At 31.4% G+C, this 14341-nt stretch carries 12 protein-coding genes; 2 read left to right on the top strand and 10 right to left on the bottom strand.

The annotated features are described in order from the left end of the window. Nucleotides 1–86: 86 nt before the first annotated feature. The 5 genes from AAON49_RS05710 to lpdA all read right to left on the bottom strand — a co-directional run bounded on the left by AAON49_RS05710 (nt 87) and on the right by lpdA (nt 6988). The gene (locus tag AAON49_RS05710) at nt 87–1469 is read right to left on the bottom strand and encodes a TlpA family protein disulfide reductase (protein ID WP_349553269.1); all 1383 of its coding nucleotides are present in this window, start codon (nt 1467–1469) and stop codon (nt 87–89) included. A 154-nt stretch (nt 1470–1623) separates the two neighbouring features. Then, nucleotides 1624–2934: a tRNA lysidine(34) synthetase TilS gene (gene tilS, locus AAON49_RS05705; RefSeq protein ID WP_502942911.1), complete on the bottom strand. Its 1311-nt coding sequence runs from the start codon at nt 2932–2934 to the stop codon at nt 1624–1626. A 14-nt stretch (nt 2935–2948) separates the two neighbouring features. Further along, entirely contained in the window at nt 2949–4247 is a 1299-nt protein-coding gene (locus AAON49_RS05700; RefSeq protein WP_349553266.1) for an anthranilate synthase component I family protein, read from the bottom strand. A 49-nt stretch (nt 4248–4296) separates the two neighbouring features. Further along, on the bottom strand, nt 4297–5475 hold the full coding sequence (locus tag AAON49_RS05695; RefSeq protein WP_349553265.1) for a hypothetical protein: 1179 nt from the start codon (nt 5473–5475) through the stop codon (nt 4297–4299). A gap of 112 nt (nt 5476–5587) precedes the next feature. After that, nucleotides 5588–6988: a dihydrolipoyl dehydrogenase gene (lpdA, locus tag AAON49_RS05690; protein ID WP_349553264.1), complete on the bottom strand. Its 1401-nt coding sequence runs from the start codon at nt 6986–6988 to the stop codon at nt 5588–5590. 148 nt (nt 6989–7136) lie between these two features. Here lpdA and AAON49_RS05685 point away from each other — a divergent pair, with 148 nt between their 5' ends. Continuing rightward, nucleotides 7137–7610, top strand: a complete 474-nt coding sequence (locus AAON49_RS05685; protein ID WP_349553262.1) for a heme-binding domain-containing protein — start codon at nt 7137–7139, stop codon at nt 7608–7610. Nucleotides 7611–7681: 71 nt separating this feature from the next. Then, a complete protein-coding gene (locus AAON49_RS05680) occupies nt 7682–8848 on the top strand; it encodes a glycosyltransferase (protein ID WP_349553261.1) in 1167 nt (388 codons plus the stop codon). 45 nt (nt 8849–8893) lie between these two features. Here AAON49_RS05680 and AAON49_RS05675 read toward each other — a convergent pair whose 3' ends face one another. The 5 genes from AAON49_RS05675 to AAON49_RS05655 form a co-directional block, all read right to left on the bottom strand. Next, nucleotides 8894–10327: a DUF3526 domain-containing protein gene (locus AAON49_RS05675; RefSeq protein WP_349553259.1), complete on the bottom strand. Its 1434-nt coding sequence runs from the start codon at nt 10325–10327 to the stop codon at nt 8894–8896. Nucleotide 10328: 1 nt separating this feature from the next. After that, the gene (locus AAON49_RS05670) at nt 10329–11732 is read right to left on the bottom strand and encodes a DUF3526 domain-containing protein (protein ID WP_349553258.1); all 1404 of its coding nucleotides are present in this window, start codon (nt 11730–11732) and stop codon (nt 10329–10331) included. Next, on the bottom strand, nt 11729–12445 hold the full coding sequence (locus AAON49_RS05665; RefSeq protein ID WP_349553257.1) for an ABC transporter ATP-binding protein: 717 nt from the start codon (nt 12443–12445) through the stop codon (nt 11729–11731). Before AAON49_RS05665 ends, AAON49_RS05670 begins: the two co-directional genes overlap by 4 nt. Before the next feature lie 146 nt (nt 12446–12591). Continuing rightward, nucleotides 12592–12924 (bottom strand): hypothetical protein, encoded by a 333-nt coding sequence (locus AAON49_RS05660; protein ID WP_349553255.1) that lies wholly within the window; start codon nt 12922–12924, stop codon nt 12592–12594. A gap of 120 nt (nt 12925–13044) precedes the next feature. Beyond that, entirely contained in the window at nt 13045–14271 is a 1227-nt protein-coding gene (locus tag AAON49_RS05655; RefSeq protein WP_349553254.1) for a carboxypeptidase-like regulatory domain-containing protein, read from the bottom strand. Between the last annotated feature and the right edge of the window lie 70 nt (nt 14272–14341).

Genomic DNA, 14341 nt, shown 5'->3' with positions numbered 1-14341 from the left:
TTGTATTTCCCTATTTTGGTAGAAAAAGACCCTTTTAAATAAAAGCTTAAAAGGGTCGTATTTGATTTTATAATTTATAGATTAAATTAAATTTTTAGCTCATCAAACAAAGTAATTAACTTAGCATCTGATGGTCTAGGAGCGTTAGAAGTTACTATATTCCCAGAAGGATCAATTAAGATAAAACGTGGAATACCTTTAATCATATAATCTTCAACAAACTTTGATTCCCAATCGCTATCAGCAAATAATTGAATTCCACCTAGTTTTTTGTCAACAATCATGTCTTTCCAAGCTTGGTGATCTTTCTTTTTATCAATAGAAATACTTACAAACTCAATGTCTTTACCATGGTATTTCTTTTCAACTTTTTTCAAGAATGGAATTTCAGCTTTACAAGGTCCGCACCAAGTTGCCCATACATCAATATAAACATACTTTCCTTTTAAGTCATCTAGAGATGTTGTACCTCCAGCATAGTTTTCATAATTGGTAAACTTAGGAGAAGTGTTTCCTTTTCCTAAAAGCTTTAAGGCGTTGTATGATTTTGTAATTTTTTCATTATTCTTTTCATCAGTAGAACCAGCAGAGAAAGCAGCATAATAAGCTTCTAAATCTTCAGTATATGTAATTCCATACTGAGCAGCACCATATAATAAGTTATTCTTAATAGTTTCACTTTGGATTGCTCCATAAGCTTTTAACGTTGCCACATCTGATGCTATTGTAGAATCTTTTTTAGCTAATTCTGAAGCTTCTTTTCTATAATGACCTTGAACTAGGTTTCTGTAAGAAGAAGAGTATTTAAAATCTCCTTCGTTATCGTAGCTCATAGAATTTAATTCGTCAGCAAAATTTTCAGAGGCTTTAAAGTCTTTCTTTTTTGCAAAGTACCCGTGGTATAATTCATAAATACTTAAAGCAGATAAATATTCGTATTTAATATTGTTAGCTTCTAATGCTTTAAAATCGTCAGAAAGATTAGCAGTCTCGTCTAAGTTCTTTTGTTTAGCATCTCTCGCTTTAGAAATAGATTCTTTAAAAGCAGCCTCATCTTTGGCGTATAAAACAGGGATATCTTCACTTAACTCCTTGCTCTTTTTAGCTTTGTTTGCAAAATAATTACTTACTTCATTTCCATTTCCAGAAATCACAAGAGTAGAATCATGCTTTTTAGAATCATAATCTATTGTTAGATTATCTCCTTTAGATAAATACAAGTTAGTTGCATTTCTACTTTCTCTAAGCATATACATATGATTCCAATCTAAGGAGATTGTATCTGTAAACGTACCATCCTCATTTAATGCGATGTCTTTTTTATCACTATAATCGTACTGATTGTATAGTGTAACTTTATCTGAATTAGCATTCAGTACTTTTCCAGAAATAATAGCATACTCTATTGGAGCTTCTTTTTGACAAGATACTATTGCGATGGTTGCTACAAGGAGCCATAATTTTTTCATAATGTTTATTTGACATAATAATTGAGGTCTAAAGCTACAAAACCAAAAGCGATTACAGATTTTATTGATAACTTATCGAGTATAAATTGCTTTATTTTAACATAATTTTAACAAAAATAAAGACTTTTCAAAATGCTACATAAACCCCATAAGATTAGTAGGTTAAGTAGACTTTTAATGTTGATAATGAAGCTTTTTTTGATAGAAAACGTCGATCCTTACGTTTTCCGATAATCCAAATAATATCATTCTCAGAACATAGCAGCCAAGTATTCTCTTTTTCTAAAAGCGAATACTTTTCATCTTTAAAAAACTTACTTAATTTTTTCTTTCCTGTCATTCCTGTTGGATAGAAAAGATCTCCCTTTTGCCATTTTCTCAACCTTAAAGGATAAGTGATTTTACTTTTGTCGATATAAATGGTTGAAGATTGTTGGTTATCGTCTATTTCGGTACAAAATTCTAAAGTTAAATTAATAGGATGAGAAACTTCTTTTGTGTTTTCATCAATAAAATAGACTTGTGAGTTTTCTTTCTTATGTTCAGTTAGTAATAAAAACTTTCTGTCTTTAATTAATCGATGTGTTTTTGAAAAAAGCTGCTTGCCTGATTGAGCTGTAAGAAGATTGCTTACATCATTCCATTCAGTAAAATTATAGATGTTTAGAATTTGATGTAGATATGCTTTTTTATTTTCTAATAGTTTCAGTTTTTCAATATCGATCTTAATGATGTCATTGTCAAAAATTAAAACATCTTTAGAAATTTCTTGAATCTTGTTGTTGATGATTTCTTGACTCTCATTTAAATAAGTCAAGGTGTTTTGAAAAACGTCTAAGATATTAGGGTTGATCTGCTTTAAAACAGGAATAACTTCATGACGAATTTTATTACGAACATATTTACGTTCTGAATTAGAGCTATCCTCTCTCCAATTAACTTCATTTGTAAGAGCAAAATCTTGAATTTCTTCTCTAGAAAACTGAAGAAGAGGTCTTACGGTTTTTTTGTTGATCGAAGGAATTCCCGTTAAACCATTTAAACCAGTTCCGCGAGTAAGATTAATTAAAAAAGTTTCTAGATTATCATTTGCATTATGAGCTGTAAGAACATAGTCATACTTCTGTTCTTCTAGCAATTCGTAAAACCATTGATATCTCAAATTTCGAGCAGCAACCTGAATAGAAAGTTTGTTTTCACCAGCAAATTTTTCAGTTTCAAAATAAGTTGTATATACACTTACATTTAGTTTTTCTGCCAGTTCTTTTACAAAGACTTCATCACGATTACTTTCTTCACTTCTTAACTTAAAGTTGCAATGACAGATAGAGAAGTTAAACCCAGCTTGTTTTGCTAAATGCGCCAACACAACACTGTCAATTCCTCCAGAAACTGCAATTAATAGTTTGCTATTCTTCAAAAAAGAAAAATGTTCTTGGTTATGTTTTAGAAACTTCTGTAACATCATTTAAAGATACATTAATTGGAATTCAATAAAACATATTTCATGGCTTTTGCCTTTAGCAAACACTCTTCATATTCTTTTTCAGGTGTAGATTTTGAAGTAATTGCACTACCTACAGAAAAGGAAATGTATTTTTTTATTTCGTTGTATAAAATGCTTCTAATAACAACATTAAAGTCGAAATTTCCATCGGGAGTAAAATAACCAACAGCACCAGAATATAAACCACGTTTGGTTTCTTCTAAGGTTTCGATAATTTTCATAGCTGAGATTTTTGGGGCTCCAGTCATACTTCCCATCGGAAAAGTATCCTTAATTACGTCTACTGGATGTGTACTGTTTTCTATTTCTGAAACTACAGTTGAAATTAACTGATGTACTTGTTTAAAAGAATATACTTTGCATAATTCTTCAACACGAACGCTTCCTTTTTTAGCTGTTCTAGAAAGATCATTTCTAACCAAGTCTACAATCATAATATTCTCGGATCTTTCTTTTTCATCTCTAGCAAGGTCTGATGCAATTTTTTCATCATCAAAAGTACTTAGTAATCGTTTTGCTGTTCCTTTGATAGGTTGCGAAATAATTTTATTTCCTTCCTTTTTTAAGTATCTCTCTGGTGATGCAGACAATAAATAGTGCTCGTCAATTTTTAAAAAAGTAGCAAACGGAGGTTCAGAAATAAGATTGAGATCTTTGTATACTTGAAGAGGGTTAATCTTGGCGTTTTCAGCATAAAACTCTTGACAGAAGTTTGCTTCGTAAATATCACCTCTATGAATATGTTCTAAAACTTTTGCAACTTTTTGATGGTATTCATCTTTGTGAATTCTAAGTTTTACCTTGATTTCTTGAGGATGAATTGGAGTTGAAATTACATAATCTTTAATAGCTGCATAATCTGATTGGATTTCATTTTCAACCATAGATAAATAATGAAATTCTATGGTGTCATTTTTTATAAATACTATTTTTTGAGGTTGAAAGAAATAGAGGTCTGCAAAATTCAAACCATCATAGTTCTTAGACTCTAAATCCTCAGTTGCGTTCTTTACATCGTAACTGATGTATCCAAAAAGATAATCTTGAGTTGTAGATTGATATTCTTTTAATTTTTCGAATGCATTGCTATAGTCAGTTTTGATTGAAGTAAATTCATCTATAGCCAAAATACTATCGTAAGACGAGTAGTTTTGATTATATTCATTTGAGTCTAACCAAATAACAGTCTCGTATTGCTGCGCCCAACCCAACAACCTATCTTTGATATTGGGAATAGAATTAAGAGAAAATTTCTGAATAGTTCTTTGCATTTCGAGGGCAAAAATAAGAGTCTTTGATTTATTTTTACTATTTAGATGATTATTTAGTCAGAGGGATTTTTAAACTGATACCTGTTTGAAGATCAGGAGCATTGTTTACTTTTAAATCTTCTTTGATGTAGAATGAGATGCCAAAGTCTTTACGTTGGTAAGAATAAAAGAACGTATAAATAGTAAGTGCTTCATATAAAGTAGAAAAACCATTGTGCCAACCTGCATTAATGGCTTGCCAATTTATACTTCTTAATTGATAATAACTGGCTTCTTCTCTTTTGTTATAAGGTGTTTGAAATTGATAGTTAACTGAGAAAGAATGATAGTTTCCTTTTTGGGTGTATTTAGTGAATTCTAAGTTTGTTTCACCACTTCCCATCAAAAGATTATTGCCAAAATCAATTGGATTACCATATTTGATTGCTCGTTTTCTCATTCCTGAAAACCCAATACCAAATCGGAATTCATTCTTGTTTTGTAAAGCCCACTTTTTAATGAGATTTGCCGAAATTCCTATATCTAACGATGGATTGTATTTTGTTGTGTTGATTCCCAAATGAGTTCCAAAATTCACTGCAATGTTTTTCTCTGAGGCAAATAATTGAGGATAATAAAAATGATTCAATTCAATACCACTGAAAATAATCCGATTTTTTTTGAGATTAAGTGTTTTTCCATTTCTATCTTGGTAAGTAACATTCATTCTATTTAAGCCAAAGAATCGTCTTCCAAAAGCATCTTCACCTCCAGCAATATTGCTATGAAACCATTCGATACTTTCGTCGCTAGTAAAAAGAGAAAACGGATAATGACCTTCTGTAGGGAGAAAGGTTCTTAAGGTAATACCTAATTCATTTTTTGTATTGAGTTGTGTTTTTATGTCGAAACGAAAAATTTTGAATACTGCATCAACTTCAATTGTCATATAATCTCCCGGAGTTGTTTGTTGATCGATGTAGGAAAATCCACGTTGATACCAAATCAATTGACTCAATTGTTCTCGTTGCGCTAAATCATCTGTAATAAAACCTTCTACAAAAGGATGAAAACTATTGGCGCTTTCATGTACAATTTGAAAGGTAGTTTTTGAGACAGGTTGTTCTTGAAAATTTTGATTTATTCTTGTATGAAATAACCCAAAATGATGTGCAGATACAGAATTTGGTTTATCAATACCATTTTTAAAAGCTATCGAATCTAAATCTTGTCCATAGCAAAAAGACACACTAAAAAAAAGTATGAATAGTCTCCCTAAAACCATTTTTTAAAGTTAAAAGAAAATATGAACAAACAAAAAGCAGCTTTTCAGCTGCTTTTCTTATAATTTTTTCTTTGTGTTATGCATTCAAAGGTTTTCCATCCCATGCTGCTTTTGCTGCTTCTTTTACGGCTTCAGAATAGGTTGGATGACCGTGACATATTCTTGCTAAATCTTCAGCAGAAGCTCTGTACTCCATCGCTACTGCAGCTTCCATAATTAAATCTGCAGCTCTAGCGCCAACAATATGAACTCCTAAAACTTCATCAGTGTTTTTATCTGCTAACACTTTTACAAATCCATCAATATCGCCACTAGCACGAGACCTTCCTAAGGCTCTCATAGAGAATTTTCCTGCTTTATAATCTACACCTGCATCTTTTAATTCTTGTTCTGTTTTACCAACAGCTGCAACTTCTGGCCATGTATAAACAATTCCTGGAATCAAATTGTAATCAATGTGAGGTTTTTGTCCAGCTATAAATTCAGCAGTAACCACACCTTCTTCTTCAGCTTTGTGAGCTAACATAGCTCCTTTTACAACATCTCCAATTGCATAAATATTAGGAATATTGGTTTGTAGATGATCGTTGATTTCAACTTGACCTCTTTCGTTTACCTTAACACCAGCATTGTCTAATCCTAATCCGTCTGTATAAGGACGTCTTCCTACAGAAACCAAACAGTAATCTCCTTTGAACTCTACTTCAGCTCCTTTTTTATTGGTAGCTTTTACTGTAATTTCATCTCCATTTCTTTCTACAGAACTTACACCATGACTAGTGAAGAATTTTACTCCTTGTTTCTTTAATACTTTTTGTAATTCTTTAGATACATCTGTATCCATACCTGGAACTATCTTGTCCATGTATTCTATTACACTTACATCTGCTCCTAATCTTTTGTATACAGATCCTAATTCTAATCCAATTACACCTCCACCAATTACTAACAAATGTTTTGGAATTTCAGGAAGTTTTAAAGCTTCTGTTGAGGTAATAATTCTTTCTTTATCTAAAGAAATAAATGGTAAGGTAGAAGGTTTAGAACCTGTAGCAATAATAATATTGGTTCCTTCAATAGTTTCTTCAGAACCATCATTTTTAGTCACTTTAACATTTGTAGCGTCTACAAACGAACCAAGACCTTCATAAACATCGATCTTGTTTTTATCCATTAAGTACTTAATACCACCAGTAGTTTGTTCAACTACTTTGGCTTTACGTTCTATCATCTTTGGAAAATCAATTTTTGGTGTATCTACCAAAATTCCGTGTTCTTCAAAATGCTTTACTGCATCGTAGTAATGATGAGAAGAATCTAACAAAGCTTTGGAAGGAATACATCCAACGTTCAAACAAGTTCCTCCAAGGGTTGCGTACTTTTCAATGATGGCAACTTTTTGCCCTAGTTGCGAAGCTCTTACTGCAGCAATGTATCCTCCAGGTCCTGAGCCGATAACGATTACATCGTATTTCATGAGTTGTTTATGTTTATGTAAGTCTCAATGGAATCTATTGATTCCGTTCAGTGCTAAAATTTTAGAAGTACAAAAGTACATATAAATGTGGATAAAAATTAAAAATTGACTAGATTTACTACTATCTAAAAACTTAAAAAGAAGTCCCATGAAAATCGTAAAAAAAATACTTCTATTCTTATTGGTGGTTTTTGTGATTGCTCAGTTTTTTGGGCCCGAAAAAAATGAAGGAGAGATTACCTCAATAGATGCTTTTTTAGCAGAAACTAATCCGCCTGAAAGTGTAAAGAAAATACTAAAAGAAAGTTGTTTTGATTGTCATAGTAATGTAACTCACTATCCTTGGTATTTTAGTATAACTCCAGTGAATTATTGGATGGCAGACCATATAAATCATGGAAAAGGAGAACTTAATTTTTCTGAATGGTCTGAATTTTCTTTGAAGAAGAAGAGACATAAAATGAAAGAGACTTGGGAAGAAGTAGAAAAAAAGAAGATGCCTTTAGATTCTTATACATGGACTCATAGCGAAGCAAAACTAACTCAAGAACAAATAGAGACTTTAACAGCATGGGCAAAAGGAGTTCAAGAAAATTACACGCAACAACTTAATAAGAAGTAGTTATAAAACAGAAAGTATTTATTATTGGTTCTGTTTGGGTAGAGCCAAAATCTTCTGCAGCTGGAAGTAGGATGCTCCAGTTAATTGAGTTGTTTCTCTCTCAAGAATGGGAAGTGTTTTTTGGAACAACGGCTCAAAAGAATCCAAATTCTTTAGACTTATTAAAACTTGGAGTTACAGAATTTTCTTTAGAGCTTAATAGTGCTAGTTTTGATACTCTTGTTCAAAATGTGAATCCTACAATTGTTCTTTTTGATCGATTTATGACTGAAGAACAATTTGGTTGGCGAGTTACTGAATGTTGCCCTAAAGCATTGAAAATTTTAGATACAGAAGATTTACATTGTTTGCGAAAAACGAGACAAGAAGCGCTTAAAAATCAAGTTAAGTTTTCTGAAGCACAATTGCTAAATTCAGATATTGCCAAGCGAGAAATCGCTTCTATATATCGATGTGATCTTAGCTTGATTATTTCGTCTTATGAAATGAAACTGTTGAAAAATGTGTTTCAAATTGATGAAAAACACATCTATCATTTACCTTTCTTATTGCAATCAATTTCTGAAGAAGATGAGAACCAATGGAAATCATTTGAAGAACGTTCTCATTTTGTATCGATTGGTAATTTTTTGCACGCTCCTAATGTTGATGCTACTCTTCAACTTAAGAAATACATTTGGAAATTAATTCGTAAAGAAATTCCTAATGCAGAACTACATATTTATGGCTCATATCCTAGTCAACAAGTATTAGAATTCCACAATCAAAAAGAAGGTTTTTTTGTTCATGGTTTTGTTGAAAATGCCATGAAGGTTATAGGAAATAGTAGAGTACTATTAGCTCCTTTACGCTTTGGTGCTGGAATTAAAGGAAAACTTACGGATGCTATGTTATCTGGTACTCCTTCAGTAACAACAAATGTTGGAACAGAAGGAATGCATGACGATTTGCCTTGGAATGGTTTTATAGAAGAAGAAATTAATGACTTTGCTAAAAAATCTGTATGGCTATATACTAACAAAAATGATTGGGAAGAAGCTCAAAAAAAGGGCGTTAAAATTATAAACACACTCTATGACAAGGAAAAGTTGATTTCAGATTTCTTGAATGAAATTCAAACTCTCTCAAAAAACCTACAACAGCATAGAAATAACAATTTCATTGGTGGTATGCTGCAACATCACTTGCTTCAAAGTACAAAATACTTAAGTAAGTGGATAGAAGAGAAGAATCGATAAAACATAAATAAGCCCCTTTCTATAAAAATAGAAAGGGGCTTAAGTTTAACCAATAATTATACTTTCTTTTTTTATTTTTCTTTGATAAAGAATGGAGCTTATTAATAAGGTTAGTATTGAAAATACAAGAACAATAAATGTATTGAATATCATAGAAGACATTTTAGGTTCTTTGTATTCAAATTGAGGCAAATCTTTATATATCTTACTTTGAAAAGGCTGATTATTGTATAACATAGGGGTGAAAAAATCTCTCCATGTAACAGAAAACTCAGCAACCTGTTTTCTATAGTCTTGATAATGTTTAGTGGATGTTCCTGCCAACTCGTTAAAGCTTTGTTGCATAATAACGGCCGGAGAAATATATTGCCATCTTTTAATCCATTGCTGTTGATTTTGCAACTGGTTGTTATACGAATCTAACAATGGTTTTAATTCTTCCTCTATTAAATCTTGTGTTGCAATATACTTATGCCAGAAGGTATAATTTATATTGCCTCCTTTAGAAGCATACTCTGGATGATCTCTCAAAAAATTGTCCAATATTTTATCTTGTTTTTTTGCAGTTTGGTCTTTGACTTTTCGAATCTCACTTAACATTTTTGTTCTAGATGGAATTGGATAGACAACATTTGAAAATTGACTAACAACTGCTGGTATTATAAGAATAACAAATACCCAAATACCTAAGAGACTTACAGCATTTTTTGCTGAACTCCCTATAAATATATTCACCATTAAAGCCACTACAAACCAGAATAAAATATAAGAGATAGTGAGTAATAACAAAGATGAGAATTCACCTATATTATTCGCAAAATCAAAACCAACAACACCAAAACTTATGGTTAAAACCAGAACCGTAATTAGAGCTAACCATAAAAATCGTAATCCGACTTTTTGTAGTAACCAACTGTAAACCGAAATTGGTTGAGCGGCTAACAGTTTGAGAGATCCATATTCTTTTTCATTAGAAAGAATATTATAACTAAACGCAATGATGATAAGAGGTAAAATGTATATGATTACAAAAGAAAGATCAAAGCTTCCGAATAGTAATTGGATTGGGCTAGATAACTCAGAGTAATTCAAAGCAAAATTATCGCCATATATTTTTGGTTGTACAAAATGAGTGAATAAATCACTTTGTCCTACAGATATAAAAGCTAGATCTTTAGGATGTAAAGCAGCTACTCTGGGGTGTTCAAAACCAACCCCCATAGGATCGTTTGGCATTCTCCAGCTTCTTGCATTGTTCTTCAATCCTTTTTCAATTGAATCCAACAAACTCAACATTGCTTTGTCTTTTTTCTCTACTGCTGAAGTAACTTTTTCAATATCAACTAAACGTTTGTTTACTTTTTTATTTCCATTATACCCTGCAAAAAGAACAACTATCAATAAAATTGCGAAAAGTAAGATAATCCATCTACTACGTAGTAAAGATTTTAATTCGTATTTAAAATTGTATGTAAACATGCTAGTAGTTTTTATTAATTAAAAATAATCCAGCTCCAGTTAAAGAAAACCAAAATAGGAGTATGATAAAATTAAATTTGTTATCGCTCAGCCTTTCTGATAATGATAACGGAGTATAATCGAATTTTGGAAGCTCTTTCCATGTTTCAGCAGTGGCTACGTAGCGTTCTCCTGTTTTAGAATTTTTTTCAGTTTTTCCGTTAAGAAATGCTTGAGTTTCAATTCTGTATTTTTCAGAAGCATCAGAAAAATTCCAATGTGATTGATAATCGGTATTCGCTATAGACATAGATAAAAATCGTGCTGGCAAAAACGGAGAAATAACTGATAATGATTTGTAAACTTTCGCTTGTTTTTTAAACTGATTCTTTAGTTTGTTATAGTGATTGGCATAGATCTTTGCTTGATACTCTTCACTTTTTTGCATTCTGTATGCATAAAAGTTAAATGGTAAATCTTTAATATTGTCAACGTTATATTCTTTTAAAACCTTTTCTTGCAGTAATCTCGATTCTTTGTTCCAAGGATTATGTCCGTCTAAACCAAGCTTTTTTTCTTCAGAAATGCTTTCTGAAAATTCTTGATATGTTGGATATGGATAGTTAGAATCCGCAATGTTACTTGCAATTTTAGGCGCTATAAAACATGCTAAAACCCAGAACGTTAATGAGGAAACTAATGCAATCCCAGATTTTTTTGAAATTGAAGAAATAAATAAAACTACATTGGTAAAAATGAGATAATACAACAGATAAACGCCATATAATACAGTTAAAGAACTCCAGCTAAAAGCTGCATAACCTTTAATATTTGATAATACAATCCCAGCTACAAGGAATAACAATGTTGTAATACTTACAATAGGAATTAAAGCAGCAAACCATTTGCCAGTAACTAATTTCCATCCATCGATTCCTTGACTCTTTAAAATATAAAATGTTTTCCCCTCTATTTCTTTCGTAAAAGAATTATACCCAACAAGAATAATAATAAGAGGAATGATAAAGAACAAGATGAAATCTGGTGTTAATTCCCCAAAACGAGATAACGCCGTTTGATCTGTAGCTGTGCTATATTGTGCTTCGTTTCTGTTATGCGCTTCTAGAAAAATAGAAATACCGGTGTATTTGTCTACACCTTGATCCAGTAATGATAAAGGTAGTTTAGGCTTAAAAACGTAGTTTCCGTAGTGTGCAGCAGAATGTGGATTTTTCTCCCCTTGAGATTCCCATGCTGTTCGTTCGCTATTCTTGGCATTTTCGTATTGCTCATTAATATTTTGGTACTGTTTTGACGTAATGAAAAGTGCCGCGATAAGAAGAAAAAGTACAATGAAGAAAGAAATTTTAAAGCGTCCATCTCTTAAAATTTCTCGCATTTCTTTTTTTATTACCTGAAAAATCATAATCTAACTTCCTTTAAGTTCATAGTTTCCAAGTATAACTTTTCTAAATCCTGCAAAGAAATATCGCTATTCGCAAATTGATGTTTCAATTCACCTTGTTTCATAATACCAATATGAGTTCCTATTTCCTTTGCTCTAAAGATATCATGGGTAGCCATCAAAGTGGCAACATTATCGGCTTTCATCTTTTTTAGCAATTCGCCAAACTCATTACTTGATTTGGGGTCTAGACCAGAAGTAGGTTCATCTAATAGCAATACTTTAACTTCCTTAGCGATAGCTAAAGCAACTCCTACTTTTTGTCGCATTCCCTTAGAAAAATATTGAATGCGTTTGTGATAAGCCTCTTTTTGCAATCCCGCTTCTTCTAGGAAATATTCTAGTTCAGTTTTGGTGAATTGGTTTCCTCCAATTCCTAAAAAATAATCTAAGTTCTCTATTGCTGTTAGAGTAGGATAGAGCATTAGGTTTTCAGGAATATATGCTAAAAAAGATTTTGTTTTTTTAGCATCTTTAGTTATGTCAATGCCATTGATAGATGCAACTCCAGAGGTAGGTGCTATAAAGTTTAATAATAAATTGATAGTTGTTGATTTTCCAGCTCCATTGGCCCCAAGCAGACAAAAAATTTCACCCTCTTTTATTTCTATATTTAAATTGTGTAAAGCAGTAAAATCCCCGTATTTTTTTGTTAAGTTATTTGTGAGAATCATTATGTTGTTTTTAAAATAGTTTGTACAAATAATTTTCTCAAAGCTATTATGAATTTGTTCTATAACGAGTTCTATAATAGTTCGAAAAATTACAAATGTTGACACTTCAAAAGAAAGTTCTTAGAAGCGACAAATGAATATGATTTCTATAAAGATGAAGGAGGAGCTCTTAACTGTTTATTGTTAAAAGTGAAAAAAGATATAATAATAGAATACTCCTTTTTTACAGTCTTTTGATAGAAGAAAGAAGTTAATTGTTCATCATTTTGATGAAAAGAACATTCCAAAGGAGATACAGAAAGTAAACAAATTTCACAAAAATCAATTGAGCTTTCATGAATATGTACATCTCCTTGTTTACACCCTTGATGTACATTTAGATTGGAATGATGATGTGTAGCTTGAACAATAGTAGGAATTAGAACAATCAATACTAAGCATAGAACTCTTATTATCTTTCCTAAATGACTACTTTTCATGGTAGAAATGAATTGTAATATTACACGGGTATTAAATAACGAAACTATGTCTTTATCGTTTCAAGGTTATAATTAATACGTTAAACTTTTACTAAAATAACCAATCAATTTAAAGAATAATCAATTTTTTGTGGAATTGTAATCCAATGGTAACGCATTTGCCAGTTTTTCATATCCCCAATATCCAGTTAAGAAAAGATCTAAAGGACGGGCTAGAACACCTAGCTTGTCAAAAGGACTTTGTCGAACAAAAAGAGTAATTATAGACACTTGGTGATTCAACCTAGCTGGGCCAGGACGGTAATTTTCTTCCTCTTTTTCATTCATGTATTTAACCTTCAAATGATCTGTAAAACTAATGTAGTTTGTATTGTTTTTGTTGAAAGTAAAGTCTTTTGAAGATAGGTTTTTTGTAATGTCTACATCAATGGTTTTCTTTAACCTTCCTCTTCTGAGAATTTTTTGCAAAGAATCAATTTTTGAATTATTTGAGATTTTACTATTTCCAAGAGTTAAAGTAATATTTCCACTTTTAGAAGAGACGATTCCTAATTCTCTTCTAGCTTTTTTGATAATAGAATCATGAGGTCTTGCTGGGTTTGGAATTCTTTTGAAATGATCTACAATAAACCCTTCTTCTTTTAGGCTTCCATTAACAATTGATCTAAAAAAATGCATAGTAGAACCATTATATGCAATTTGCCTTTTTTTATTCCATTTGCGTTCTTTTCGCTTCGATCCTTTTAATTTTTGATAACGAGTGTACCCTAAGTATTCGATGTTTTTGGGAGTTTGTTTAAAATGAACAAGATCATAGGTTATTAAATATCCCAAACCTTCATGTTTAATCTGAATGGGCTTAGAAACTGAAGCATCTAATGTCCTAGAAAGCTTGTCAAAATCAAATTCAATTACTTCTTCATTTAAAATCTTACATTCTTTTGCGAGATTAGTTTTTCCTAGGAAGTTACGTTTAAACTGTCTCATGAAATATTCTCTCTCTTCTTTTGACATTTTATTCTTCTTAGAAATAACAACTTCATTCAGCATATTAGCCTTAGAGACCATTTTAAAAATGAGGTTTTTATTTTCTACTCCTTTAATAATTGAGTGCTGAATGGTTTCAAACCCTAGATAACTAACAATTAGATCATAGTTTCCATCTTTAATTGTTAATTCAAATTCACCATTGTCATCAGAAGTTGTACCAATGGAAGTGTTGTTCAAATAAACAGCTGCACCTTCTAAAGGAACATTTTTAGAAGTTATAACTTTTCCAGTTATCCTAGTCTGAGAAAAGACAAAAAAGGTAGAAAGTAAACACAAAAGAAAAATTGCTTTTTTCATAGTAACTACTAAGAATTTAGTAGCGAAGATACTAATAAAAAAACAATCTACTAATTTCTTAGTAGATTTA

It is taken from the genome of Pseudotenacibaculum sp. MALMAid0570 (genome assembly GCF_040151415.1).
Lineage (GTDB): Bacteria > Bacteroidota > Bacteroidia > Flavobacteriales > Flavobacteriaceae > Polaribacter.
This window is presented reverse-complemented; position numbering and strand designations above follow the sequence as displayed.